This is a genomic window from Halomonas fontilapidosi, from assembly GCF_014192285.1.
In the GTDB taxonomy this organism is placed as follows: domain Bacteria; phylum Pseudomonadota; class Gammaproteobacteria; order Pseudomonadales; family Halomonadaceae; genus Halomonas; species Halomonas fontilapidosi.
Window position 1 is genome coordinate 422936 of record NZ_JACHXQ010000001.1, and the last position, 24439, is coordinate 447374.

Annotated in this window: 27 protein-coding genes; 15 read left to right on the top strand and 12 right to left on the bottom strand. The window is 59.8% G+C overall.

The annotated features are described in order from the left end of the window. From fliP to fliR, 3 genes are read left to right on the top strand one after another with little or no spacing between them, the layout of a single operon-like run. The gene (gene fliP, locus FHR95_RS01970; protein WP_183313152.1) at positions 1 to 717 is read left to right on the top strand and encodes a flagellar type III secretion system pore protein FliP; all 717 of its coding nucleotides are present in this window, start codon (positions 1 to 3) and stop codon (positions 715 to 717) included. 21 nt (positions 718 to 738) lie between these two features. Beyond that, positions 739 to 1008, top strand: a complete 270-nt coding sequence (gene fliQ / locus FHR95_RS01975) for a flagellar biosynthesis protein FliQ (protein ID WP_183313153.1) — start codon at positions 739 to 741, stop codon at positions 1006 to 1008. A gap of 16 nt (positions 1009 to 1024) precedes the next feature. Next, a complete protein-coding gene (fliR, locus tag FHR95_RS01980) occupies positions 1025 to 1825 on the top strand; it encodes a flagellar biosynthetic protein FliR (protein WP_183313154.1) in 801 nt (266 codons plus the stop codon). A gap of 89 nt (positions 1826 to 1914) precedes the next feature. On the opposite strand, the gene flgL is transcribed toward fliR, so the two are convergent. The 11 genes from flgL to flgB all read right to left on the bottom strand — a co-directional run bounded on the left by flgL (position 1915) and on the right by flgB (position 13369). Further along, positions 1915 to 3183, bottom strand: a complete 1269-nt coding sequence (flgL, locus tag FHR95_RS01985) for a flagellar hook-associated protein FlgL (protein ID WP_183313155.1) — start codon at positions 3181 to 3183, stop codon at positions 1915 to 1917. 18 nt (positions 3184 to 3201) lie between these two features. After that, a complete protein-coding gene (flgK, locus tag FHR95_RS01990) occupies positions 3202 to 5112 on the bottom strand; it encodes a flagellar hook-associated protein FlgK (protein WP_183313156.1) in 1911 nt (636 codons plus the stop codon). Between the two features lie 64 nt (positions 5113 to 5176). Continuing rightward, on the bottom strand, positions 5177 to 6220 hold the full coding sequence (flgJ, locus tag FHR95_RS01995) for a flagellar assembly peptidoglycan hydrolase FlgJ (protein WP_183313157.1): 1044 nt from the start codon (positions 6218 to 6220) through the stop codon (positions 5177 to 5179). 1 nt (position 6221) lies between these two features. After that, positions 6222 to 7292 carry a flagellar basal body P-ring protein FlgI gene (locus FHR95_RS02000; RefSeq protein WP_281380719.1) on the bottom strand — a complete coding sequence of 357 codons (1071 nt, stop codon included), beginning with the start codon at positions 7290 to 7292 and terminating at the stop codon, positions 6222 to 6224. A gap of 62 nt (positions 7293 to 7354) precedes the next feature. After that, positions 7355 to 8014, bottom strand: coding sequence for a flagellar basal body L-ring protein FlgH (locus tag FHR95_RS02005; RefSeq protein WP_183313159.1), 660 nt, complete (start codon positions 8012 to 8014; stop codon positions 7355 to 7357). 79 nt (positions 8015 to 8093) lie between these two features. Next, entirely contained in the window at positions 8094 to 8876 is a 783-nt protein-coding gene (flgG, locus tag FHR95_RS02010; protein ID WP_183313160.1) for a flagellar basal-body rod protein FlgG, read from the bottom strand. Positions 8877 to 8914: 38 nt separating this feature from the next. Beyond that, a complete protein-coding gene (flgF, locus tag FHR95_RS02015; protein ID WP_183313161.1) occupies positions 8915 to 9667 on the bottom strand; it encodes a flagellar basal-body rod protein FlgF in 753 nt (250 codons plus the stop codon). A gap of 22 nt (positions 9668 to 9689) precedes the next feature. Further along, positions 9690 to 11786: a flagellar hook-basal body complex protein gene (locus FHR95_RS17235; protein WP_281380720.1), complete on the bottom strand. Its 2097-nt coding sequence runs from the start codon at positions 11784 to 11786 to the stop codon at positions 9690 to 9692. A gap of 42 nt (positions 11787 to 11828) precedes the next feature. Next, entirely contained in the window at positions 11829 to 12533 is a 705-nt protein-coding gene (locus FHR95_RS02030; protein ID WP_183313162.1) for a flagellar hook assembly protein FlgD, read from the bottom strand. Between the two features lie 3 nt (positions 12534 to 12536). Continuing rightward, positions 12537 to 12944, bottom strand: coding sequence for a flagellar basal body rod protein FlgC (gene flgC, locus FHR95_RS02035; RefSeq protein WP_040187020.1), 408 nt, complete (start codon positions 12942 to 12944; stop codon positions 12537 to 12539). A gap of 14 nt (positions 12945 to 12958) precedes the next feature. Then, positions 12959 to 13369 (bottom strand): flagellar basal body rod protein FlgB, encoded by a 411-nt coding sequence (flgB, locus tag FHR95_RS02040; protein ID WP_183313163.1) that lies wholly within the window; start codon positions 13367 to 13369, stop codon positions 12959 to 12961. A gap of 158 nt (positions 13370 to 13527) precedes the next feature. On the opposite strand from flgB, the gene flgA reads away from it, so the two are divergent. The 3 genes from flgA to FHR95_RS02055 all read left to right on the top strand — a co-directional run bounded on the left by flgA (position 13528) and on the right by FHR95_RS02055 (position 15076). Continuing rightward, positions 13528 to 14235, top strand: a complete 708-nt coding sequence (flgA, locus tag FHR95_RS02045; RefSeq protein WP_183313164.1) for a flagellar basal body P-ring formation chaperone FlgA — start codon at positions 13528 to 13530, stop codon at positions 14233 to 14235. Positions 14236 to 14336: 101 nt separating this feature from the next. Beyond that, positions 14337 to 14630, top strand: a complete 294-nt coding sequence (gene flgM, locus FHR95_RS02050; protein WP_183313165.1) for a flagellar biosynthesis anti-sigma factor FlgM — start codon at positions 14337 to 14339, stop codon at positions 14628 to 14630. Continuing rightward, the gene (locus tag FHR95_RS02055; protein ID WP_183313166.1) at positions 14627 to 15076 is read left to right on the top strand and encodes a flagella synthesis protein FlgN; all 450 of its coding nucleotides are present in this window, start codon (positions 14627 to 14629) and stop codon (positions 15074 to 15076) included. Before flgM ends, FHR95_RS02055 begins: the two co-directional genes overlap by 4 nt. Positions 15077 to 15142: 66 nt before the next feature. On the opposite strand, the gene FHR95_RS02060 is transcribed toward FHR95_RS02055, so the two are convergent. Then, entirely contained in the window at positions 15143 to 16903 is a 1761-nt protein-coding gene (locus FHR95_RS02060; protein WP_183313167.1) for a sensor domain-containing phosphodiesterase, read from the bottom strand. 162 nt (positions 16904 to 17065) lie between these two features. Here FHR95_RS02060 and FHR95_RS02065 point away from each other — a divergent pair, with 162 nt between their 5' ends. The 9 genes from FHR95_RS02065 to motB all read left to right on the top strand — a co-directional run bounded on the left by FHR95_RS02065 (position 17066) and on the right by motB (position 24418). Beyond that, positions 17066 to 18748, top strand: coding sequence for an HD domain-containing phosphohydrolase (locus FHR95_RS02065; protein WP_183313168.1), 1683 nt, complete (start codon positions 17066 to 17068; stop codon positions 18746 to 18748). 154 nt (positions 18749 to 18902) lie between these two features. Continuing rightward, the gene (fliS, locus tag FHR95_RS02070) at positions 18903 to 19322 is read left to right on the top strand and encodes a flagellar export chaperone FliS (RefSeq protein WP_183313169.1); all 420 of its coding nucleotides are present in this window, start codon (positions 18903 to 18905) and stop codon (positions 19320 to 19322) included. A gap of 2 nt (positions 19323 to 19324) precedes the next feature. Beyond that, a complete protein-coding gene (fliT, locus tag FHR95_RS02075; protein WP_183313170.1) occupies positions 19325 to 19723 on the top strand; it encodes a flagellar protein FliT in 399 nt (132 codons plus the stop codon). Positions 19724 to 20637: 914 nt separating this feature from the next. Continuing rightward, positions 20638 to 20952, top strand: coding sequence for a flagellar hook-length control protein FliK (gene fliK / locus FHR95_RS02080; protein WP_183313171.1), 315 nt, complete (start codon positions 20638 to 20640; stop codon positions 20950 to 20952). Further along, entirely contained in the window at positions 20949 to 21242 is a 294-nt protein-coding gene (locus tag FHR95_RS02085; RefSeq protein ID WP_040187043.1) for an EscU/YscU/HrcU family type III secretion system export apparatus switch protein, read from the top strand. Before fliK ends, FHR95_RS02085 begins: the two co-directional genes overlap by 4 nt. 304 nt (positions 21243 to 21546) lie before the next feature. Continuing rightward, entirely contained in the window at positions 21547 to 21873 is a 327-nt protein-coding gene (flhD, locus tag FHR95_RS02090; RefSeq protein ID WP_183313172.1) for a flagellar transcriptional regulator FlhD, read from the top strand. A 3-nt stretch (positions 21874 to 21876) separates the two neighbouring features. After that, positions 21877 to 22452 carry a flagellar transcriptional regulator FlhC gene (flhC, locus tag FHR95_RS02095; RefSeq protein ID WP_040187045.1) on the top strand — a complete coding sequence of 192 codons (576 nt, stop codon included), beginning with the start codon at positions 21877 to 21879 and terminating at the stop codon, positions 22450 to 22452. A gap of 140 nt (positions 22453 to 22592) precedes the next feature. Continuing rightward, positions 22593 to 23465, top strand: coding sequence for a flagellar motor stator protein MotA (gene motA / locus FHR95_RS02100; RefSeq protein ID WP_040187046.1), 873 nt, complete (start codon positions 22593 to 22595; stop codon positions 23463 to 23465). Next, complete coding sequence (gene motB, locus FHR95_RS02105) at positions 23462 to 24418, top strand: flagellar motor protein MotB (RefSeq protein WP_183313173.1); 957 nt, start codon at positions 23462 to 23464, stop codon at positions 24416 to 24418. Before motA ends, motB begins: the two co-directional genes overlap by 4 nt. Positions 24419 to 24439 lie beyond the last annotated feature (21 nt).

Here is a 24439-nt window from a genome sequence, read left to right on the forward strand (position 1 = left end):
ATGGCGATATTGCTGGCCTCGCCCACGTTGGCGCTGGCACAGCAGATTCCCGGCATCGTCAGCCGTCCTCTGGACAATGGCGGACAGCAGTGGTCGCTGTCACTGCAGACCCTGCTGCTGCTCAGCTCACTGGCTTTCCTGCCTGCCGTGCTGCTGATGATGACCTGCTTCACGCGCATCATCATCGTCTTGAGCCTGCTGCGAACGGCCATGGGCACTCAGGCGACGCCGCCCAACCAGGTACTGCTGGGACTCGCCCTGTTCCTCACCCTGTTCATCATGGCGCCAGTGTTGGGGCAGGTGCATGAGCTAGCCTGGGCCCCCCTCTCCAACGATGAAATCAACTTCGATGAGTTTCTACAGCGGGCCCAGGGCCCGTTTCGCGAGTTCATGTTGGCCCAGACTCGGGAGCCTGATTTAGCGATGTTCGCGCGCCTGGCCGACATCGGCGACCTGCAGGGGCCCGAGGATGTGCCCATGCGCATACTGGTGCCCTCCTTCGTCACCAGCGAGCTGAAGACAGCGTTCCAGATCGGTTTCACCATCTTTATCCCTTTTCTGATTATCGATCTGGTAGTGGCAAGCGTCTTGATGTCGCTGGGGATGATGATGGTGCCGCCGATCACTATTTCGCTACCGTTCAAGCTGATGCTGTTCGTACTGGTGGACGGCTGGCAGCTGATCATCGGATCGCTGGCAGAAAGCTTCTACTTCTGAACACACTCCGAGGAAGCCGACATGACACCGGAAGAGGTGATGAACATCGCCTATCAGGGCATGCGCGTCACGCTACTGCTTGGCGGACCCTTGCTGCTCACGGCGCTGGCTACGGGCTTGCTGGTCAGCCTGTTCCAGGCCGCCACTCAGATCAACGAAATGACGCTCTCGTTCATCCCCAAGATCCTCGCGGTGTTTGCGGTCCTGGTACTAAGCGGTTCCTGGCTGCTCAAGCTGATCACCACCTTTACCATCGAGCTGTTCGGCAACATCCCTGCCATGATCTCGTGAGGCAGGACGTCCGCTGATGGTAGAGGTCACCTTTGATCAGCTCCAAAGTTGGCTAGTGACCTTTCTCTGGCCCTTCGCACGCATCACTGGACTGATGCTCAGCGCCCCGCTGTGGGGACATTCCAGCATTCCGCGCCAGGCAAAGCTTGCCCTGGCAGGTACCGTTGCGGTCGTTATCGCGCCGGTGCTGCCGCCCATGCCTGCAGTGCCACTCTTCTCCTGGGCCGGTTTGGGCATTTTGGTCGAGCAACTGCTGATCGGTGCCGCCATCGGCCTCACGGTACGAGTGATGCTGGCCGTTGTGCAGGCCTCGGGAGAGTTCATCGGCCTGCAGATGGGCCTGGCCTTTGCTACCTTCTTCGATCCCTCGAGCGGCACCAACATGGTGGTGCTGTCACGGATCCTCTATATGGTCACGCTGCTGATGTTCCTGGCCTTCAACGGCCACCTGATGGTTCTCGAGGTGGTGGTCACCAGCTTCCAGACATTGCCGATCGGCATCGGCCGCTTCAATCCAGAAGCCTTCATCATGTTGGCCCGCTACGGCGGCACTATCTATACAGCGGGCATGCTGCTTGCGTTGCCGCTGGTCGCCGCCTTGCTGATCATCAACCTGTCGCTGGGCATCCTCAACCGCTCGGCCCCCCAGCTCACGGTTTTCAACATCGGCTTCCCGACGTCACTGACGGTCGGCTTGATTCTGATGATGGTACTGATGACCGATATCGGCAGCTTCCTTGAGCGTCTGTTCAGCCAGGGACTGGCCTTCTTGCAGAATCTGCTGGAAACAATGGCACCGCTGCCCATCGCGAACTAAAAAAAACCGCTCCGGCCATGAAAGGCGCCAGAGCGGCAAAAAGACCATGGTTGAGAGTGCAAGCGACCATGGTCATCAGGGACCGAATGTCAGAGATAGTTAAAGAGTGACATGCCTTTCATGTCGGCAAAGGTCTTCTGTGACGCCTGCAGGCCCACCTGGCGCAGGCTGTAGTCGGAGATTGCTTGGGCGTAGTCGAGGTCGACCAGGTCGGAGAGGGTCTGCTCGTAGTTGAGCATGCGATTGCCGGCCACGCTGTCGACCACATCAAGCTCGTTGAGACGCGCGCCGACCGCGGCACGCTTGGTCAGCACGTTATCCAGGCTATTGTCGAACTCGCGCATCACCGTGTTCAAAGTGTTACGGCGTTCAGCACTACGCTCGGGCGAGACAGGGTTACCGGCCTCGTTCTCCAGCACCTTCAGGGCCTTTTCGAAGGTTTGGAAGAGGTTGGTATTCATTTCGTCGGCCGGGGCGAATTCGACCGTATCGCCAGCCACAGCCTCGCCCTTGAGTTCGAGGCGCAGACCACCAGCAGAAACGCTGCTGGATGCTGGATCATAGGTATTGCCGCTGGTCAGCGTATCCCAGCCCCCCGTCGTGTTTTCCTTCTCTACGCTGTACTCGGTATCGCTGGTGAAGACGACACGGAACGACTCGCCGTAGTCACTGTTTCCGTTGTCGATGACTTGAGGCCCAGAAAAGGTCACACTGCCGGCATTATCACCAATACGCTCGCCCTGGGCATTGAACTTGCCGGCTTCGGCCACATAGCCAGCACCGCTGGGGACACTGTTGAAGATCGACTCACCGTTCTCGCTGACCTTCATCAGCCGCGAGGCATCGATGCGCTGCTCGCGGGTGTTGCTGTCGCCGACGTAGTCGATGTATTCGCCGCCGGCACCATCTGCTTTCTTGACGAAAGGCGCAGAGCTGTCCTGATAGCCGCCGAACAGGTGGCGGCCGTTACCGTCGGTGGCATTGCCCTGGCCAATCACCGTTTCGTAGATGCCACGCAGTTCGGAGGCCACCGACTGACGATCGGCGTCGCTCAGGGTGTCGCTAGAGGCCTGCACCATCAGCGTCTTGGCGCTGGCGATCGCGTCGTTGACGCTATTAAGCACACTCTCAGTCTGCGAGAGAGAATTTCGTGCGCTTACCCTGGCGTCAGCATACTGCTGGGTGACCGCCTTGGCCTGGTCGACACCCACGGCGCGAGACGCCGCCTGAGGGTCGTCGGAGGGATTGACCACCCGCCGACCGCTGGCGATCTGCTGGCTGACCTTGAGAAACTCGCCCTGCTGGCGGTTCATGGACGAGACGCTCTGCTCGAACATGGTAACGCTGCTGATACGCATCTAGGAGCTCTCCTGGGATCAGTTGCGCAGGCCGAGGATAGTGTCAATCACGGTTCTACCCGTCTCGATCACCTTGGCGTTCGCCTGGTAATACTGCTGGTAGCGGATCAGGTTGGCGGCCTCTTCATCCAGGTTGACGCCAGACTCGGACTGCTGGACGGCCCGCAGCTGGTCGGTCAGGCCCTGCTGAGCGTCCAAGTTGACCTGAACGATATTGGTGCGGTTGCCGACGTCGCTGACCATGGCCCCGTAAGCGCCGCTGAAGGAGGCATTGCCGCCGACCAGTGACTGTTCCTGCAGTTCCTGCATGCGCAGGGCGTTCTGATTATTGCCGGAACCGAACTGTCCTTTCCGGAGTTCCAGGCTGGCCTCGTTGCCTGATGCCGGTAGCGAGGCAAGGGTGAAGCTGACACCGTCGATGGTCAGGCGATCACCCGCCTGCAGCGTGTCACTCCCCGCTGTAAGGGCAGAACCATCGCGCATAACGGAACTGCCACCCGACAGCGTGAACGTACCATCATCCTGCACAGTCAGCTCATAACCATCCGATGAGATCGCAGTCAGAGGATCATCAGCAGCCAGAACATTACGCACCCCAAGGTTACCCTCGGTTTCTACCAACGAGGCGGCGGCAATCTTGTCCAGATCGCGGATGGCACTTTCAAGATTCGCCGCCGAACGACGTACCGGCTGCACCTCGAAGCGATCGCCCTCTTTAGCCGTTGCCAAACTTTGGAGCTCCACCTGGACGCCACCGAAACTCAACATGCTACCGGCGAATGTCGCATCAACTGTTTCACCGCTATCCTTGCGGAACACTTCGAATCCGCTGGCATCACTCGGAGCATCTGTAACAACACGCACAGTGAAGTCGGTTGCGCGAAGTCCACCCAGATCAGCCTCATTAAAGCTGGCGGTCGCGGTGGCATCACCACTATTACGGGCATCGGAATAGACCTGAGGCTCACCAAAGGTGAAGAGTGCCCCACCCTGCTTACCCTCCAGGTCACTCCCCAGCCGGTGCTGGGCATTGAGTCCGGCCGCCAGCGAAACGGCCAGCTGGCCGATCTGGTTCTGGGTCTTGTCCAGGGTTTCGGCGCGAAAGTCCATCAGTCCGCCGAGGGTGCCGCCGGTCACGGTATCCTCGTTCAGCGCCATCAAGTTGCCGCCGGAGTCCTGGTAGCCCAGCACGGTTCGCTGGGGGTCGGCGGGCGAGTCCATTGCCTGGAGCTTGTAGTGGTTGGTGCCGGCCACCAACGGCTGGCCGTTGGGCAGGCTGATGTTATAGGTCTTGCCGTCCTGGATATTGAGCCGGACATCAATGCGCTCGTTCAACTCACTGACCAGCTGATCGCGTTGATTGAGCAAGCCATTTGGGGCCTCGCCGGTCCGCGCCCGGGCAAGCACGATCTCCCGATTGATGCCGGCCAGCTGTTCGGTGGTGTTGTTAATCTGGGTGACTTCGTCAGCGATCTGGCCGTTGATGCCTTCCTGCATGTCCTGCAGGTAGCCATCGAAAGAGCGGAACTGGGCGCTGAGCGTATCGGCAGCACCCAGCACACCCTGGCGCGCCGCCGGGTCGGAAGGGGCGCTGGCCAGATCCTCCATGGCCGAAAAGAAGTTCTGCATCAGCGGTGCCAGGCCAGCATCCCGATCCGCCAACAGGCTATCGATCTGATCCACCTGCGTGCGATAGGCCTCCAGCGCACTGGACTTGCTGGTCGCAGCATTGAGCTGAGAGGCCACGTACTGGTTGAACTGACGCTGGATGTCGTTGACCTGCACGCCACCGTCGGTACGACTTTCACCGAGAACGGCCACCTCACGGTTATAGCCCGGTGTATAGACGTTACTGATGTTGTTGCTGGTGGTGCTCAGCGCGTTCTGCGCCGCATTGAGGCCACTCAGTCCCGTGGAGAAGATGCTCATGGCAGGATTTCCTTAAGCCGATAGAAAAGTTATCGGCACAGCAGCGACAAACTTGAGCGCTTGATCAAAACGAGGCGGTAGGAGGGGACGTGACACTGCTGCTCGCCAATGTCGTGCGACCCGCCAACGGCCCCATGGTATCCATCACGGCAATCAACTTGTCGGCATAAGATGGATCCGTCGCATAGCCGCTCTGCTGAAGTTCCCTCGCCGCCTGCTCGGCGCTACCGGCAGTGGTCACCGAGGCATAGCGAGGGTTCTCGCCGATCAGCCTGGCGTAATCGGTAAAGGCCTCTTCGAAGGAGTTATAGACGCGGAAGTCATCGCGGATACGCTGACGCTGGCCGTTAACCACCTCATGCGTGGTGATCTCGGACGTCTCACCCTGCCAGCGACTTCCGGCCTTGATACCGAAGAGGTTGTGGCTGTTCCCCCCGTCGCTACGCGGTATCTCGTGGCGGCCCCAGCCGGTCTCCAGGGCCGCCTGGGCCAGGATCAGCTCAGCCGGCACGCCAGTGGTCCGGCTAGCCGCTTGCGCAGGCGCCTCCAGGCGCTCGAGGAAAGTTCGCACATGAACGGGAAACTCAGCGCGCGTTGCTTCGCGCGCATCGCCTGCCTGGTTGGCCTGGGCAGTGCCGGCAGGAATGGCCATCAGCTCGTCGAGGAACTGCTCGGGCATTTTCGCCTTGTCATCGACGGTCCCGGGCTGGATAGCATCGGTCAGTACCCTAGGGGTGCCTCGGGGAATCCCCGCCACCAGCGACTCGATATCAGCCATCGCATCGCTCCGCTGATGAGGCTCGACCCCGTATCCATCAAGTTCCGCGACCAGCTTGTCGGCCAGGCCGATGCCGCGATTCGCGAGGGTCTGTGACCACTGCTGGTCAAGCAACGATTGATAGAACTCGGTCTGCTTGCTGTCGATGAGCCCCGCGGTCGGGATGGCGTCACGCATGCTCTTCATCATCATCTGGATGAAGAGCGCCTCGAACTGCTTGGCGGCCTCCCCGGCCCCTCCGGCAGGATCCTGCCGGGCCGTATGCTTGAGCCGCTGCAGGCCCTGCATGTCCAGGGCGAACTGGCCGTCGATGTTGCTTCCCAGGCTCATATCAGATGATCTCCAGCTCGGCACGCAGTGATCCCGCGGCCTTGAGCGCCTCGAGAATCGACATCAGGTCGGCGGGCGTAGCGCCCAAGGAGTTCAAGGCGTCCACCACCTCCAGAAGGTTGGCGCCCTCGACGACCTTGAGGGTGCCGGGCTGCTGCTCGATGCTGATCTCGGTGTCCTCGACCACCACGGTCTCGCCGCCCCCAAAGGGGTTGGGCTGGCTGACGCCCACGTCCGTGTCGATAACAATCGAGAGGTTGCCGTGGGCCACGGCCGCCTGGCGCAGCATCACCTTGCCATTGAGGACGATGGAGCCAGTGCGCGAATTGAGCACTACCCGCGCTGCGGCCTCGCTGGGCGTAACCTGGACATTTTCGACGCGCGCCATGAAGTTGACGCGAGAATTGGCATTCTGCGGGCCATCAAGGGCAATGACGCGAGCATTGCGGGCGGCCGCCACGGGCTGGCCAAACTCGGCATTGATCGCACTCACCACACGCTGGGCAGTGCCGAAATCTGCCTCTTTGAGCTCAAGCTCGAGCAGTCCGCCGTTGGCGCCCAGATCGAGGGGTACTTCGCGTTCGACCATGGCACCACCGGCAATGCGACCACTGGCCTGCTGGTTGATCTGAACGCTACTCCCGCCCGCTTCAGCACCGACACCGCCAATCAACAGATTCCCCTGGGCGATGGCGTACGTATCGCCATCAGCGCCCTTGAGAGGCGTCATCAGCAGCGTTCCACCGCGCAGGCTTCGGGCATTACCCACGGACGATACGGTCACGTCGAGACGCTGACCGGGTCGCGAGAACGGAGGCAAGTCAGCCGTGACGATCACAGCGGCCACGTTGCGCAGCTGCATGTTGGTTCCCGGGGGAACTGTAATGCCAAGCTGCGAGAGCATGTTGGAAAGACTCTGTCCGGTAAACGGCGCCTGTGTGGTCTGATCGCCCGAATTATCCAGCCCGACCACCAGGCCGTAACCCACCAGCACGTTGTCTCTCACGCCGCCAAAAGATGCCAGGTCGCGTATCCGTTCGGCCTGCGCTGGCATCGCCGATAGCATGAGCATGGCCGATAGCAGGAGCCACCTGAAAGCTCTTTTCGCCATTCTATCAACACACATCAGATCACCTAGAAGGGCGAGACGTTGAGGAAGAAACGCTGCAGCCAGCCCATGTGTTGCGCTTCATTGATATAGCCATCGCCAACATACTCGATACGTGCATCGGCGACCGAGGTGGAGGGCACGGCATTCTGGGCCGTAATGGTTCGTGGGTTGACAACGCCCGAGAAACGGATGAATTCAGTGCCCTGATTGATAGCAATCTGCTTCTCGCCTCGCACCCGCAGGTTGCCGTTATGCATGATCTCGAGTACCGAGACGGTAATGGTACCGGTGAAGGAATTATTGGCCTCGGACCCACCGCCGCCGCTGAAGTCGCTATTGCCACTGACGTCAAAGCCATATTCGGCGAGCGTCTCCAGGGCATCGGGCAGCTGGGCCAGCTCGAGGCTGGAGGCGCCGCTGCGATCGGCGTTGGACTGGCTGCTCTTGCTGGCGCTGACTTCTTCGTCCAGAACGATGGTCAAAATATCCCCCACCATGCGTGGCCGTCGATCCTCGAACAACGGGTTATAGCCGCGCTCGACCTGGTAAATGGAACCATTGGCCTTGGGCGCCGGCCGATCGGGAATCTCGATGCGCTCCTGCTCACCGACCACCGAGGCACGCGGAATCTGCGCGCAGCCCCCCAGCACCAGCAGCACCACGGCCACCATCAGCAGCCGCATGCCAGTCTCGCTCTTGCGCCATCGTCCGTCAGTTTTCCGTCTCGCCATTCTCCGCCCCAGCATGCCGCGCCTCTCCTGGTTACAGCTGGGTCAGGCGAGCCAGCATTTCGTCGCTGGTCTGCACCGCCTTGCTGTTGATCTCGTATGCCCGCTGGGTCTGGATCATGCTGACCATCTCCTCGACCACATTGACGTTGGAGGTCTCGACATAGCCCTGAAAGAGACGGCCCGCACCATTCATTCCGGGCATGGATTCGTTGCGCGGCCCAGAGGAGGTCGTTTCGGCATAGAGATTCCCCCCCATGCTCTCCAGGCCGGTCGGATTAACGAACGTGGACAGCGTGATCTGGCCCACCTGATTGTCCTGGCTGCTGCCCGGTTCAGTCACAGTAACGACGCCATCCTCCCCGATGGATACCGAGAGGGCATTGGCGGGAAGGATGATCGCCGGCTCGAGGGGATAGCCGTTGGCCGTGACCATCTGGCCGTTCTCGTTGAGCTGGAAGCTGCCGTCGCGGGTGTAAGCGGTGGAACCATCCGGCATGAGCACTTGGAAGAAGCCGTTGCCGTTGATGGCCATGTCCCGGGAGTTGCCGGTGTTCTCCAACCCGCCCTGCGTGTGGAGTCGTTCGGTGGCCACCGGGCGAACGCCCGTGCCGACCTGCATGCCGGAAGGCAGACGATCCTGGATGTTGTTCTGGGCACCGGGCTGGCGCATGTTCTGGTATAGCAGGTCCTCGAACACGGCACGAGACTGCTTGAAGCCGTTGGTGCTGACGTTAGCCAGGTTGTTGGAGATAACATCAAGCTTGACCTGCTGCGATTCCAGGCCGGTCTTGGCGGTCCAGAGTGACTTGATCATTCCGGGTTCCTCTCGATAGATGGTGACGACTCTGGCGCTTAACCCTGCAGCGACAGCAGGCTATTGGCGCGTTGCGCGTTCTCGTCGGCGGTGCTGATGACCTTGGTCTGCATCTCGTAGCGTCGTGCCACGTCGATCATCGATACCATGGCGTCCACGGCGCTGACGTTGCTGCCCTCCAGTGCGCCGCTGGCGAGTCGCACGTTCTCGTCGGCCGGCAGTGCCGCCGGTGCATTCTGGCCCCCGGCGCGAAAGAGCCCATCATCGCCGCGCGCGAGCTCTCCCTCGGGCGGATTGACCAGCTTGAGGCGTCCCACCGGCACCAGGGCATCGGGATCCTCACCGGCACCAAGGGTGCTGATGGTGCCATCTGCCCCGATGGAGACCTGAGCCCCCAGCGGGACCTGGATAGGCCCCCCCTCACCGATCACGGGACGCCCGACGCTGGTCAAGAGGCCATTACCGTCTACCTGGAGATCACCACGACGCGTATAGGCTTCACTGCCATCCTGCGCCTGGACGGAAAGCCACCCATCGCCATCGATGGCCACGTCCAGGGCGCGTCCCGTCTGGTTGATCGAGCCGGTCGCAAGGTCTGCGCCCGGCGTGGAGGCGGCCACCGAGACGCGAGTCGCCAGGGCACCATCGCCTTGAACCGGCACGGCGCGCATGGCGTGCAACTGGGCACGGAAGCCGGCGGTGTCCACATTGGCGAGGTTGTGACTCACCACCGACTGCTGCTCCATGCTCTGCCTGGCCCCGCTCATGGCGGTATAGAGGATGCGATCCATGACTCAGTCTCCGTCGAGGCGATCAGCGCAGGTTGATAGCGGTCTGCAGGACCTCGTCCTGAGTCTTGATGGTCTGGGAGTTGGCCTGGTAGGCACGCTGGGTGACGATCATGTCCACCAACTCCCGGGCCATGTCCACGTTGGAGGTCTCGATGGCGCCGGACTCGATGCTGCCCAGCAGGCCGGTGCCCGGCGCACCGACCAGCTCCTGGCCGGAGGCCTGGGTCGCCGACCAGGCGTTATCGCCCTCTGGGCTCAGCCCCTCGGGGTTGCGGAAGCTGGCCATGGCGATCTGGCCCGCCGCCACCGACTGCTCGTTGGAGTAGTTACGCACCACGGTACCGTCGCCTTCGATGCTGATGCCCACAAAGGCGCCAGAGGTGTAGCCATTTTGCTGCAGATCGGTGGTGCGAGAGGTATTGCCGAATTGAGTAGCACCAGCAAGGTCGATGTCAAAGGTTAGATCAGCGGGAGCCCCTGCCAAAGGTGTCTGTTCTGAACTAGAAAAGTTCACTGAAGGAGTATTATTTCTCGCATCCACATACTCAACCCCTCCACCCTCAGCAAGCCGGGGCTGCCCAACACGAGACAAAGAGCCATTTTGGTCAAACTCAACCACGAAATCATTAGTCCCAAACGCTTCAAACGCCTCTCCTGGGTCTGCAGCAACGGCATTTGAAACTGCAGCTGTGAGCGTGGTAGCAGACTGAGCAGCCGCTTCCACACCATTTACGGCATCAATGACGTCGTTGTCATCAACCCCAGAAAGTACATCGTCAGCAAGCACGCTCAAAAGGCTTTGTAGTGAAGCAAGTGTATCTGCATCACCATCAAGATCTGTGGCATTAGCATTTACAATCTGCTGATCAATAGCATCTCCTGCAGCACGACCACTAAGAATCACTTCAGCAGCACTCTGCGCGACTCCAGCATATTGTGGATTAACACTCTCGACAATCTGTTTAGATCTGGCAGCCAAAAATGCATCAAATTCTGCAATAACGGAACCGTCAGTCATCGGATCACTTCCATCAACAGCACTTTTAGCAGCATTTGCGTCACCAGCACTTTCTATATCCGCTTCAACACTCTCCACAAAAGCCGATAGAACTCTCCCCTCACCAGACCCCACGTCCTCGCCATTAAGATATTTATCAAGAACTTCACTCAGTGTAGTGCCAGAAGAGGTTATAAACTGAGATGCAGCGCTCATCACGGCTTTACTGATATCTTCCTTAGTAGCCCCAGCCGTATTTGCTGAAGCTGCCGCAGCATCCAACGCACCCTTCAAGCTATCAAGGTCAGATTTTACATCATTAGCACTCCGCAGAAGTTGATCATAGGAATCATTGGCAGCATCTCCAGCTTCCTTTGCAGGAACGGACACTTCACCAGCAGCCTTCCCGACAGGATCAGACGTCATATCATAGTAACCATCCATGGCCACTTTCGCTAACCAAGAGTTCTCGGCCTCTGGACGCTTTTCATAATATATGGAAATATTTCTAGGATTCCCCAAAGAATCATAGACTGTGAAATTGTTAGAAAAATGGTAATCCAACTGCTCTTGAGCCACAGGATTATCAGGGTTACTTACGTCAGTCACAACTCGGGCTTGATCAAGATCCTCTCCTGCGACTTCCCGAGAGTCCAGATTGAAAACTGTCCCTACTTGAGAAGTAGCGCTTGCCTCCATCTCCTCGCTACCGACCTGAATCACCTGCGGCTGCCCACCGGTCTGCACCTCGCCATTGGCATTCACGCCGTAGCCCATGATCCGCGCGCCCTGGGCGTTCTGCAGGTAGCCATCCGAGGTCATGGAGAGTTGGCCGTTGCGGGAGTAGACCACTTGGTCGTTCTGCATGAAACGGAAGAAACCCTCGCCACTGATGCCGAGGTCGAGCTCGCGGCCGGTACTCTCCAGGTTACCCTCACCAAAATCCTGCAGCACCGTTGACATGCGCGTACCCAGACCGATTTTGGAGTTGGCGAAGACATCGGCGAACTGGGCGCTGGAGCTCTTGAAGCCCACGGTCTGAGAGTTGGCGATGTTGTTGCCCTGGACGTCCAGACTGGAGGCGGCGGCATTCAGGCCACTGAGCGCTTGTGAAAAACCCATGATGATGTTCCCTCTGCGTAAGGCGAAAGCGGTAGTTATTCGTTAGAGAATCTGCTTGATAGCGGACAGGCCGACCTGCCCCTGCACGGCGCCCAGGTCCAATGCGAACCCGCCGCTCTCATCGGTGGGTGTCACCGCGTTGACCATGGCGTAGTTCAGGGCATCGATTGAAAGCTCCTCGCCGCCTTGGGTCGCCTCGAGACCAATGCGGTAGGCACCGTCGGGAGCGAAGTTGCCCTGGTCGGTCTCGCCATCCCACTGGAAGGAGGAGACCCCGGCATCCACGGAGCCGATGTCATAACGCCGCACCACCTGGCCTGCGCCGTCAGTGATGGTGACCTTGACGTTCTCTGCCGGCTCGCTGAGCTCCATACCGAACGGCGTGGCGTTCACGTTGCCCTCGGTATCACGTCCCACCAGCACCCGGTCGCCGGGCACAAGCACGCCCTGGCCGATCAGGCCGGCGGCCTCCAGGGCACGTCCGGCATCGATCTGGCTGCCGATGCCCTGCAGGGTCCCGTTGAGGTCCTCGATGCCGTTGAGCGTGTTGATCTGGGCCAGCTGAGAGACCATCTCACTGTTGTTCATCGGCTTCAGCGGATCCTGGTTCTTCAGCTGGGCGACCATCATGGTCATGAAGTTGTCGTTCAGCGCCTGGGAACCGTTGGCACGCGTGCTGGACGCCCCGCGGGTCGCGCCGACCCCATTGATGCCTGTGAGCACACTGTTATCGATGGTGGCCGCCATGGCTTAGCCCTCCCCCAGCGTCAGCGTCTTGAGCATCAGCTGCTTGTTGGTGTTCATGACCTCGACGTTGGCCTGGTAGGAGCGAGAAGCCGAGATCATGTTGACCATCTCGCCTACCGGATCAACATTGGGCATGGTCACGTACCCCTCCTCGTCGGCCAACGGGTGGCCCGGGCGATACTCCATGCGCATCGGCGAGGGATCCTCGACCACCTCGCGGACCCCTACGCCGCCAATACCGTCACGTGACTGCGCGCGGGTTTCGAACATCACCTGTTTGGCGCGATAAGCCTCACCGTCAGGGCCCGATACGCTATCCGCATTCGCCAGGTTGCTGGCAGTAACATTCATGCGCTGTGACTGGGCGCTCATGGCCGAGCCAGAGATATCGAAGATGGAGAACATCGACATGCGGTCACTCCTGATTATTCGGGCTGCATGGCCTTCTTGAGACCCTGGATACGGCTGTTGAGAATCGTCAGCGCCGACTGGTAGCGTACCGAGTTATCGGCAAACTGAGTCCGCTCGCGATCCATGTCGACGGTGTTGCCATCGAGGCTTGGCTGATCGGGCACCCGATACAGCAGATCACGAGACGAGCCAGGAAGCCCCTGACCCTCGATATGACGCGCGGACGTTTTCGACAGCGCCAGTCCACTACTGTCACCACCCTGCTTGACGGCTTTCTGCAACTCGCTCGCGAAATCCATGTCGCGCGCCTTGTAACCCGGCGTATCCGCGTTGGCGATATTGCTCGCCAGCACTTTCTGGCGCTCTTGACGCAGCCCGAGGGCCTGCTGATGGAAATTCAAAGAGGCTTCGAGCCGATCGATCATCCCGGCACTCCCGAAAAGGTATGAGTCGACGGTGGAGCTTAGCCAAGCTCCTGTCATGACAAAGCCCCGAACAGCCAACATTCGGGGGGCCAATTCACGAGTTTCATCACGCAGACGCCCGCTAGAATCATCACGATAGCTCCTACCCTGGCCTCGACATGCCCCGATACTGCCCGCCACCCCACCGTTTCCCGCTCGTCGCACGCCTCCTGGTGCTCGCCGTGCTGCTACTGGCGGGGCCCAGCCAGGCTGATGAAGCAGCCATGCTGGCCAAGATTCACGCCTTTCTCTATGCGCAGGCCAGCGCGTCGGGGGAGGAGGTTATGATCGAAGTACATCCGTCACGCGCCACTCTGCCGGCCTGTGAGAACCCCACCCCCTTTCTGCCCAACACCTCCACCAGACCGGCCGGGCGCGTCTCGGTTGGCGTGCGCTGTGGCGACCAGGGGCGCCAGGTACGCTATTTTCAGGCTGAGATTCATATCACCGGCCGCTACGTCGAGACTGCACGGGATATCAAGGCCGGCGAGACAGTACGCCCAGAGCACCTTGTTGAACGCCTAGGCAACCTAAGCCGACTGCCACGCCAGTCCATCCTCGACCCCGACGAGGCGATCGGCCAGGAAGCCACACGACCTCTGGCAGCCGGTATGACCCTACAAGACCATCACTTGCGACCCCGCCAACTGGTCAAACGAGGACAGCGCGTGGTAATCGAAGCCCAGGGCTCGGGGTTCCGAATTGCGCGAGAAGCCGAGGCACTGGAACCCGGTGGCAAGGGAGAATACGTGCGGGTGCGCCTTCCAGACCGCGAGATCCTCGAGGCAAGGGTTGTCGATCAAGGGCGCCTGACCGTGGACTTTTAAGCTTTTCGGCAGCAAAATCGCCAGTAGAGCAGCCACATCGCTAAAGTTACCCCTTCAACGGCCGATATCCTCGTCAACATATCGATCACGAGGTCACCACCGTGAAAGTCGACAATCACCACCCCCTGCCGCGTCCTGGCCAGACAGAGCCGCTCAACGAGCCTCGCAAAGCCCAAGGGACAGACCCGACTCACACGCAGGATGATGGCCCGTCTGCCACGACCCATCTGAGCCAGGCTGCCACCGATGTCAGTCAGGATATTGATACCGCACGTGTTGAAGAGCTTCGAGACGCCATCCGCGAAGGGCGACTGGACGTGCGCGCCGACCGCATTGCCGACGGCCTGATCGAGAGCGTCAAGGATCTGCTGGATGCCAAGGGCGACAACGCATGAGCCTTCGCCGCCTCCTCGAGCAACAACAGTCTCGGCTGGGTGCATTGAACCGGCTGCTCGAAAATGAGCAGGCGCAGCTGATCAGCGGCACCATTGACGGCCAGCAACTCGAGAATATCGCGCAGAAAAAATCCCAGCTGCTATCGAGTCTCGAAGACACCGAGTCGAATCGTGTCCGGGTCCAGCTGAGACTTGGCTATGCGATGGGCGGAGACGGTGCACGCCAGGCAGCCATGGATGTGGGTTGCCTTGACCAGTGGCAAGCCACCCTTGAACTGGCGGCAGACACCGCTCGCCTGAATGAGCGCAACGGTCGCCTGGCGAGGCTACGCATGACACACAACCAACAGATGCTGGACTACATACATAGCATTGCCGAAAAATCCGTCTATGCGCCTGACGGACGGACGATGACAGGGCAGAGACGCCTGAACACCTCTGCTTGATCGCTTAGCGGTAATCCCTCCCTCCTGCAAAGGAAGACCGCCGACACACCTATCGCGGATCGTACATCAAGGCTTCGGGAGCACCTTCAGACCAGGAAGGCGCCCCAACCACACTGCCAGCTCGCATGCGGCCATTGGCGAGCCGAGCAGGTTTCCCTGGACCTGATCGACCCCTTTTTGCTGCGCCACCTTGAGCTGCTCGGCTGTTTCGACGCCTACCACGATGCTGTCTATTTGCAGCGCAGTGAGGCACTGCGACAGCGCACCCAGCGCCTGGCGCGCAAAGGCACTGCTGTCCGTCAGGCCATGCACCAGCTCGCGCTCGATCTTGCCTCGGGCAATAGGCAGCATGGCCAAGCGAACCAGATCCAGATGCCCTCCTCCCAGCTTGTCGGCTACCAGTTGCACCCCCATGCGCGCAAGGCGACGCAGCAGGAGGCTATGGCCTTCGACCTGTTCAGAGAGCACCCAGCCATCGACCTCCAGGCTAAGCCAGCCCAGATCATCGGCCATTCCGCGCAGAAAACGATCGAGCGGACGACCGTCAAAGGCAGAGGGCTCCAGCAGGCTGGCATCGAGGTTGATAGATATCCTTAGATCCGCCGAGAGCGCGCCTTCCGACTGCCAGCGCTGGTGCTGAGCGATGACCTGCTCGATGACCCAGCGATCGAGCCTGACCATCTGCGCCATCTCCGCCACCAGCGGCAGGAAGTCGACAGGCTGGAGAACACCCCGCTGAGGATGACGCCACCGCACGAGCGCCTCGACGCCCACACAGCAGCCACTCGCCAAGTCAACCTGCGGCTGGTAGACCACAACAAAATGACGGTCGGGAAACAGCAAGGCCTCCTGCAGACAGGATCGCAGCGCCATACGCTGCGAAAGCATGCGCTTGATGCTTCGATCGTGGAAAACATGACTGGCAGGACTCGCCCGACTCAGTGCCTGACCGGCATTGGCCATCAACTGCTCTGTTGAATTGCCATCGTCCGGATACATGGCGATGCCGATGGATAGCGTGAGCAGTAATGGTGGTCGTCCCTGCTTGAATGGCGCCTCCATGGCTTCTAGACAGCGAAGTGCGGCAGCCTGCAGGCTCTCCGGAGACACGGGGTGCTCTATCAACACGCCCCAGTGGTCATCACCGAGATAGGCGACGCTGTCCTCAGTCCGCAGGGTACCCATCAGGCGACGGCTTATCTGCGGCAGCAGCGTCTGCATCACCGGCTCACCATAGACCTGCCGGACATCCTCGGCACGATCCAGCCGAATCAACAACACAGCCAAGCACTGATCGTGCCGATCGGCTCGATCCATTGCATGACGCATCCGGTCCTCGAAAACCCATTGGCTGGCAAGACCAGTATGCGGATCCGCCGTGGGAGGGAGTTCTCCCGCCTGACCTGCCCGGAGATCGACGAAAGCCAGCATCCTGGCGACACCGGCGGGAGCCGACTCAGGGCTGACCTCGGCCATCAGGACTATTTTGGGGGATTCGATGCCCTCACTGGCCAGCCATATGCGCTGCCACTGCTGACTGACCGATTCCGCATTGCGTTGGTTCGGAATCGGCAACCATGACACCATTCGAACCTTATCCGTCAGCGGCTTGTTTACCAGCACCTCTTCTGCCGCCCCGACCAATTCCAGAAAGCCCGGATTGGCCCAGAGCACCCTGCCTTGCGCGTCGAGCACCACCAAGGCCATCGGCGCATGCTCCACAGCAAGGCGGGCCAACACAGCCGGATGGTATGTCAGGGCCGAGTTGTCGACCTCGCCGTTTCCTGAAGGGGGGTGTGGCGGTAATCCAGCACCATCATCGGACATGGAAAACTCCCGGCAAGCTCGCTGCTCAGATTACCCTTATACTAGTCAATTCATATCGACCATCTGAGCCGAGACTTGAGGAAAAGAAGAGCCTGCAGCTCAAGAAGACGCTCCAACAGCCGATAGGAGGCCCAAGAAGAACCTTACACACAAGAGGCAAGGATGTCGCAGCAACAGGATGGCTACGCGCGCGTGGAGAGCCCCTCCGAGATTGAGGCGTTACTGGAAGCCTTGATTGAACCCGGCGGGGCATCGCTTCAGGTGAACACCCCCGGCAGCCAGCCACTGCCGGTGCTTGTCATGGAGCAACACCCGGGGGAAGCCCTGGAACTGGACATCAGTGCCATCCGTGAGATGGCCGGCGAGCTGAAACGCGGCCAGGAGTTTCGACTCCTGGGGCAAGCTCAAGGCAAGATGCTACGCACCCCGGCAATCACAATGACGGAATGCCATGAGGCGGATGGCCGCCTGATGTGCCTCTGCCCCTTCCCCCATCACCTGGAAGTACTACAACGCCGAGAATCCTTTCGCGCACGTCTCAGGCTGGGCATGGAAGTCGGTGCCATCCTGCGCGGCAAAGCGGGAGAGTCGGCCCAGGGGGATCTGAAAGACCTCTCGCTAGAGGGCTGCCAACTCGAGCTGTCGCTCTCCGCCGGCGCCTTGTTGGCAGATAGCGATCCGCCTCACGAGGTGGAGTTTTGCTTTCCCAATGACACCCGGTTCACTGTTCACGCAACACCTCGTCATCAGCAAGTGGATACCGAACGCCAAGTCATACTGAGTGGCTTTCGTTTCGACACCCTCAGCGGTGAGCGTGAAAGGCAACTGTGGTTCCTGGTTCGCGAGATCGAGCGCGAGGCGGCACGCTATGACAAAGGCGGAGAAGGGACACGCCTGCCATCACTGCTCTTCCAGCCCCGGACTTCCACACCACCCGTAGTGGGCCGACGCAACAATCAAGCCTACCCAACGCCCATGGCAAGACGCCTGGCACGTATCGCCGGCTACCTGGATGCGCAACTGCTCGAACTCCAACAGGGCGGGGAAGTCGACTCGGTTCAGCTATCACGACACGCCGACCGCCTGTTGCTACTTCACGATGAGGACCGCCAGGGGCTTCTCTTCGCCACACGCTGCCTACAGCATGAACCCAGGCTAGTGAGCCATAGCCTCGGGGTCAGTGTCGGCCTGCTGGAGCTGGCTGGCCTATCATCCCTTCCACGAGAAATGTGCAAGACCATGGTGGCGAGTGCCATGGTTCATGATCTGGGCAAGGCACTGCTGCCGGCCGAGCTATGGCAGCTGCAGCACCCCGATGAGCCACAACGCCAGCAAATGGGGCGCCATGTGGAGGCACTGAGAGACCGCATGGGGCGCTGCCATTGGCTCTCAGCCAATATCCTCGAATCGGTGGCGTACAACATCAATGAACGCCTGGATGGCAGCGGGTACCCTCGCCGCCTTGCGGGCAACGATCTCCATGAGCTGGCTCGAGCCGCTGCAGTCGTGGATGCCGTCGATGCCATGCGGCGAGACCGTCCGGACCGCCCTGCGTGGCGGATTGACGCCATCTATCGATATCTGCTGAGCCAGCCAGAACAGTTCGATCAGCGCTGGGTCAAGCGCTACATCAAACGGTTTGGCCTCTACCCAGTCGGTTCACTGGTACGCTTCGGCAGTGGCCAGCTGGCATGGATTCAAGCTCATGACGCTCATGGCTCTCCTGAACAGGTGCAACTCACGCACTCAGCAGAGCCTCCCGGGCCGGCCCTTGGCAATATCCTACGAGGAGCCAGTCTGCAGCGTCTCGGAAGTATCCAGGAGGAACTCCCCGTATCCGCCTAAAGTTGCCAAAGAGCGTGCCGATAACCTGAACTACATCATATGACAAGGGCTATTCGAGAGTACATTCAGCCGGATCCTTGTCAGACTACGTAGCGTCACGGCACCTCCTTCTGACATTGCGTCGGTGCCGTCTCAGAGAGGAGCAAGAAAAGCCATGAGTGCCATGCGAGGAGCAGCTGCCTACGGCCGCGGCGCCAGTGCGTACGCAAAGGTGGGCGTCGAAAGCGGCGTGATGTCCGCCAGCCCCCACCAGTTGATCGTGATGCTATTCGATGGTGCATTGGCGGCGATACGCACCGCCCGAATCCACCTCCAGGATGGCAATACATCCGAGAAGGGCAAGGCAATCTCCAAAGCACTGGATATTGTCAACAATGGCCTGGCGGCCGCTCTGGATACGGAACAAGGGGGAGAAATCGCTGCGCAGCTCGGTTCACTCTATGATTATGTGGCGCGTTTGCTGTTATCGGCCAACCTGCACAACGATACCGAGCGCCTCAACCAGGCCGAAAAGCTGCTGAACGATATCGCCTCGGCGTGGCGAGACATCGGTGATCACGGGGCGAGGGGCTGATCATGGAGTGCGCTGTTGAGTCGACCCGCCAGCTGGCGCTGCTAGAAAAGTACCAAACGCTGCTATCGCGCACGCAGCGAATGCTGGCTCTGGCACGAGATGCCGACTGGGCCGCGCTGATCGACCAGGAAAGTCACTACGTCGTGCAAGTGGAACAGCTGATACAACTCGATGCCGAGCTTCAACTCGATACCGACGGCCGGGATCGCAAGGCAAGGCTGCTCGAGCAGATCCTGGAAAACGATCTCGAGATCCGCCAACACTTGATGGAGCGGCGAGAAGAGCTTGGCAATTTGATCGGGGCTACGCAACGCCAACGGAACCTGCGACGGACCTATGGCGTTGTTGAGCAAGCCACAGCCACACCCGCCGACATGCGATTCACCAAGAGATCCCCGTGAGCGGTATAACGCCTCTGCTGGACACCCTGCTGCATCAAGTGCTGGGCAAACGGGTCGACACCCCGCCTGCCCAAGACTTGAACCAGCCGGTCAAGCCAACCTCTCCCGCAGAGGCCCCAAAAGCCTTGCACAGTGATTCGCGCCTTGACGCCCGAAGCAACTCGCCTGGGTTGCCGGAACTGGGCCGGACCTCTCGAGAGCGGTCAGGTGCCACTTCTGGGACAATGCCGCCACAAGGTCATCCTCCCGCCTCGGCGCAGACCCATTTCAGCACATCAGCACGAACCATCGCCGACCTACTCGTCCGCTTTCCCGCTCCGCCATCTGTCGTGACGACGGCGATGCCACTGATGCCCCGCGAACCGATGCCAGCCCCAACCATCTTGGCGACTCGCCTGGAAGACAGCATCCGTCACAGCGGACTCTTCTATGAGTCGCACCTGGCCCGCTGGTTCAAGGGAGAGCTGCCACGTCAGCAACTCGAACGCGAACCGCAGATGTGGCGCTCCCTGAACTTCATCCCCTCAGGGGGTGGCCATGGAGCAAACTCGTCAAATAATCTCGGTAGCGATCGCCACTCTCCCTTCCTGCTTGCCCCCTTATTCTCCAGTCGCACTCACTCACCTGCCGCTCCCCACCCGACTAACGTCCCGGCTTCCTCGCCACAGTCACAACCAGCAGCCAATGTCGCAGGCTCTACCACTGCGCCGCCTCACGCCGTCCCGACCTCGAGCCCTTCAACTACCGGAAACGATAACGGTGCCACGCCTAACCCGCGCGAACCACTTCCCGAGACCAGCTCACGCTCAAATCAAGCCGTTCACGAGAGCCTGCAGGGAATCGTCCGCCATCAGCTCGAAATGCTGGTAACGCCCGCCCTGCGCTGGGAAGGTGACGTCTGGAGCGGCCTGTTCATGGCGTTGATGATCCAGGTTCCTCCCGGTCACCAAGACCGGACGGGTGGCGAAAAGCGCAATACGGAAAACCGCGACGCTGAACAACAAGGCTGGCGCTCAGAGATCGACCTAAACATCGCCGGCCTGGGACGCGTCAAGGCATCGCTATGGATGCAGGCCCATAGCGTGGAGATCGAGCTGAATGCCGCTCAAGAGCTCACTCGTCGTCAGCTCGAGGGAGGTATTGAAAGCCTGAGGTCTCGACTCGCCGGTCACGGTTTCGAAGAGGTCCGGATCGACCTGAACGGCCCGGTCGAGGGACAGCTGTCATGACCCATCAGAACCAGGAAGGACGTCGCCAGGCCGTCGCACTGGCCTATCACGATAGTGAAGGCGCCCCGCGGGTCATCGCACAAGGCTATGGTGAGCTCGCCGAGCGCATCATCTCGGAAGCCCGGCGCCAGGGGATTCATGTGCATGATGCCCCAGAGCTTGTCGGGTTGCTGATGCAGTTGGACCTGGACGAGGCTATACCGCCACGACTCTATCAGGTCATTGCAGAGCTGCTGGTGTGGGTATACGAACTCTCACCAGGCGATCCACGGAATAACCCCCACCAATAAATGCTGCCACTGCGCATCATTGTGCGCCAAAATGTAAATTTTTGTTAAAATCTAATTTTGGTTAGCCTCTTTAGCTACAGCTGCATAAGCATGATTTTTCACACCTTTCTGCATTAGACCCTACCCATTCCTCGTGCTCAACACGCATGGATACCCAATGTGAGTTATTGCATCTATTTCTCAGCCAACGACAATACGTGCGTTTGATAGACGATCGATCCAAATGTGGTCCACGGGCAGCCAGCCAACAAGAATTCCAAGGCCCAGACCAAGCAAAAAAAGATTGACGGACGACAGGGAACCCATGGAAACCAATAACTTAGTCAGCGAGATTCACGAAATGAACCTCGCCTACCTCTTGCTTGCCCAGCGCCTGATCAACGAGGATCGAGCTTCGGCAAGATTTCGCCTCAAGATCGATGACGAGATGGCTGACCTGATCCAGGAGCTTAATGCTCGTCAACTCACACGCCTGTCGCGCGTCAACCAACTGCTTTGCCACTTTGGTCATGACAGCGCTGAACATCTACGCCAGCTAACCCATAACCCCCGGGAGCAAGGCCTAGGGCCACTCCATGCCGCATTGCTGATGGCTTCCCGACCGGCGGTCTCGCCCGCGGCGGAGGAGTAAGGCATGTCCAGCAAGAGCTTGCTAGTTGAAATGCAACAGGTACAGCTGGCCATTGACCTGATCGAACTTGGCGCACGTCTCCAGGTCCTGGAAACCGAAACCGACCTTAGCCGTGCCCGTCTGATACGCCTATTCAAGGAAGTACGGGGCATGTCACCGCCTAAGGGAATGCTGCCGTTCTCGACCGACTGGTTCATCACCTGGATGCCGAACATCCATTCCTCGCTGTTCTACAACATTTACCTTCGTTTGCAGGAAGATCCTGGTTGCGATCGGATGGAAGCCTTTATCAAGGCCTATCGGCTGTACGCGGAGCAGGTGGAAGCGGAAGATGCAGAAACCGTCCTGGGCCTGACCCGCGCCTGGACCCTGGTGCGCTTCTTCGAGAGCGATCTCCTGCAGCTCTCCTCCTGCACCCGCTGTGCCGGCCACTTCGTGGCGCACGCCCACAGCCCGAGCCATGACTATGTCTGCGGCATCTGTCAGCCCCCTTCGCGAGCCGGCAAGACCCGCAAACGCCAACAGGCTGCGATAGACCGCGTCGACACCTCTGAACCAGCGGCGCACCGCCAGGCCTGAACCTCCTCAGGTCGATTCCGCGGGGAACCTCTTTCCCCGCGGACACAGCAACAAGTTCCTCTACTCCCCTCAAGTATCGCCCGGTGCCGCCGATAATCGATGTAGACCATCATTCATCGCCTTGCTAGGGGATACCGGCCGTGCTGATACCCATCGGATACCTTGTCGTGATCTTCTCCGTGTTCGGGGGGTTTGCGCTGGCGGGTGGCCACCTGGGGCCGCTTTTCCAGCCCACGGAGTTCCTGATGATCTTCGGCGCCGGTATCGGGGCCTTCATCGCTGCCAACAACGGCAAGGCCATCAAGGCCACCTTTCGAATCTTTGCTCGCCTACGGCGCTCCAACAAGTATGACAAGGCGCTCTACATGGAGCTGATGGCGCTGCAGTACAAGATGCTCGCCAAGATCCGTCGAGACGGCATGCTGGGGATTGAACGCGACATCGACAACCCTGGGGAAAGCGCTCTGTTCAATGAACACCCGAAAGTTCTCGCCGACCCAATGATCATGACCTTTCTTACCGACTATCTGCGTCTGATGGTGAGCGGCAGCATGGACCCCATGGAACTCGACGAGCTGATGCTTCATGAGATCGAAGCCTTCGAGCAGGAAGCGCATATTCCCGTCGATGCCATCACCAAGGTCGGGGATGCCATGCCGGCATTCGGTATCGTTGCCGCCGTCATGGGCGTCGTTAAGGCGTTGAGCGCTGCGGATGCCGCCCCCGATGAGATGGGAAAAATGATTGCCCATGCCCTGGTCGGTACCTTCCTGGGCATCCTGGCCGGCTACGGCTTTGTCAATCCACTGGCGAGCCGCGTTGAACGACAAGCCAAAGAGGTGGAAAAGGTCCTGCAGTGCATGCGGGTTACCCTGCTGGCCAGCCTACATGGTTATGCCCCCCAACTGGCCGTGGAATTCGGGCGCAAGGCGTTGCATACCGAGGAGCGTCCCGGTTTCTCCGAGCTAGAGGAATATGTTCGCAATTCCAAGGCGGGTGAAGGCAGCACATGACTCAGAATCATCGACCGATCATCATCCGCCGCAAGAAAGTCGTTCACCAACACCATGGCGGCAGCTGGAAGATTGCCCTGGCGGACTTCATGACCGCCTTGATGGCCCTGTTCCTGGTGATGTGGATCTTGTCGCAATCCGATCAGAATCAGCGCGAAGCCATCTCGGAATACTTTCGTACCCCCCTGGTTACCGCCATTACCGGCGGAGATGGAGCAGCGCAAAGCGCTAATGTGATTCCGGGAGGAGGTCCAGATCCGGTTCATTCGGATGGGGAACGGGCACGCATCGATTTGCGCACCCAGACCCGCCCTAGTGAACAACAGCGCCGGGCCTTTCGGGACCTCCAACAACGCATCGAAACGGCCATCGACGCCGACCCGGATCTGAGGCAGCTGCGTCAGCAGTTGCGCTTCGACATGACACCGGAGGGGCTACGAATTCAGCTGCTTGATACCGAGCAGCGGCCGATGTTCGACCTCGGCAGCGACCGGGTTGCCCCCTATATGCGAGACCTGCTTCGCACCATGGCACCGTTGCTTAACGAACTGCCCAATGACCTGAGCATCAGCGGTCACACCGACAACCTGGCTTACCTGAACGGCTACCGCGGCTACAGCAACTGGGAGCTCTCGAATGACCGTGCCAATGCATCACGTCGTGAGCTGGTGTCCGGGGGACTGAATCCCGTCAAGCTATTAAGGGTTTCCGGGTTCGCCGATCGGGTTGTAATGCCCGAGACAGATGCCAGTGATCCCATCAATCGCCGGATCGAATTGCTGGTGCTTTTCCGTGAGGTAGCTGATCGCATCCGCTCGCCAGGCATACTCAACGGTGCGGGAACGCCGTCACCGCTTAGCCGACAAGCGAAGCCGAGAGTCGATACCGCGCCGGTGGAGCGTTTCACCAAAAGCCTGCAGCAGACACTGGGTACAGAACAAGCGTCGCCCTGAGGGGCGAAAACCTTTCCAGCA

Coding starts and splice junctions, on each gene's coding strand:
- FHR95_RS02055 (WP_183313166.1), top strand. CDS start 14,627: ATGAGCCTTCGCCGCCTCCTCGAGCAACAACAGTCTCGGCTGGGTGCA.
- fliK (WP_183313171.1), top strand. CDS start 20,638: ATGGCGTTGATGATCCAGGTTCCTCCCGGTCACCAAGACCGGACGGGT.
- fliR (WP_183313154.1), top strand. CDS start 1,025: ATGGTAGAGGTCACCTTTGATCAGCTCCAAAGTTGGCTAGTGACCTTT.
- FHR95_RS02000 (WP_281380719.1), bottom strand. CDS start 7,292: ATGCTCATGCTATCGGCGATGCCAGCGCAGGCCGAACGGATACGCGAC.
- flhD (WP_183313172.1), top strand. CDS start 21,547: ATGGAAACCAATAACTTAGTCAGCGAGATTCACGAAATGAACCTCGCC.
- fliQ (WP_183313153.1), top strand. CDS start 739: ATGACACCGGAAGAGGTGATGAACATCGCCTATCAGGGCATGCGCGTC.
- fliP (WP_183313152.1), top strand. CDS start 1: ATGGCGATATTGCTGGCCTCGCCCACGTTGGCGCTGGCACAGCAGATT.
- flgK (WP_183313156.1), bottom strand. CDS start 5,112: ATGAGCATCTTCTCCACGGGACTGAGTGGCCTCAATGCGGCGCAGAAC.
- flgJ (WP_183313157.1), bottom strand. CDS start 6,220: ATGAGCCTGGGAAGCAACATCGACGGCCAGTTCGCCCTGGACATGCAG.
- FHR95_RS17235 (WP_281380720.1), bottom strand. CDS start 11,786: ATGGGTTTTTCACAAGCGCTCAGTGGCCTGAATGCCGCCGCCTCCAGT.
- flgA (WP_183313164.1), top strand. CDS start 13,528: ATGCCCCGATACTGCCCGCCACCCCACCGTTTCCCGCTCGTCGCACGC.
- flgB (WP_183313163.1), bottom strand. CDS start 13,369: ATGATCGATCGGCTCGAAGCCTCTTTGAATTTCCATCAGCAGGCCCTC.
- FHR95_RS02085 (WP_040187043.1), top strand. CDS start 20,949: ATGACCCATCAGAACCAGGAAGGACGTCGCCAGGCCGTCGCACTGGCC.
- FHR95_RS02065 (WP_183313168.1), top strand. CDS start 17,066: ATGTCGCAGCAACAGGATGGCTACGCGCGCGTGGAGAGCCCCTCCGAG.
- flgF (WP_183313161.1), bottom strand. CDS start 9,667: ATGGATCGCATCCTCTATACCGCCATGAGCGGGGCCAGGCAGAGCATG.
- flhC (WP_040187045.1), top strand. CDS start 21,877: ATGTCCAGCAAGAGCTTGCTAGTTGAAATGCAACAGGTACAGCTGGCC.
- flgG (WP_183313160.1), bottom strand. CDS start 8,876: ATGATCAAGTCACTCTGGACCGCCAAGACCGGCCTGGAATCGCAGCAG.
- fliS (WP_183313169.1), top strand. CDS start 18,903: ATGAGTGCCATGCGAGGAGCAGCTGCCTACGGCCGCGGCGCCAGTGCG.
- FHR95_RS02030 (WP_183313162.1), bottom strand. CDS start 12,533: ATGGCGGCCACCATCGATAACAGTGTGCTCACAGGCATCAATGGGGTC.
- flgC (WP_040187020.1), bottom strand. CDS start 12,944: ATGTCGATGTTCTCCATCTTCGATATCTCTGGCTCGGCCATGAGCGCC.
- FHR95_RS02060 (WP_183313167.1), bottom strand. CDS start 16,903: ATGTCCGATGATGGTGCTGGATTACCGCCACACCCCCCTTCAGGAAAC.
- motB (WP_183313173.1), top strand. CDS start 23,462: ATGACTCAGAATCATCGACCGATCATCATCCGCCGCAAGAAAGTCGTT.
- fliT (WP_183313170.1), top strand. CDS start 19,325: ATGGAGTGCGCTGTTGAGTCGACCCGCCAGCTGGCGCTGCTAGAAAAG.
- flgL (WP_183313155.1), bottom strand. CDS start 3,183: ATGCGTATCAGCAGCGTTACCATGTTCGAGCAGAGCGTCTCGTCCATG.
- FHR95_RS02005 (WP_183313159.1), bottom strand. CDS start 8,014: ATGCGGCTGCTGATGGTGGCCGTGGTGCTGCTGGTGCTGGGGGGCTGC.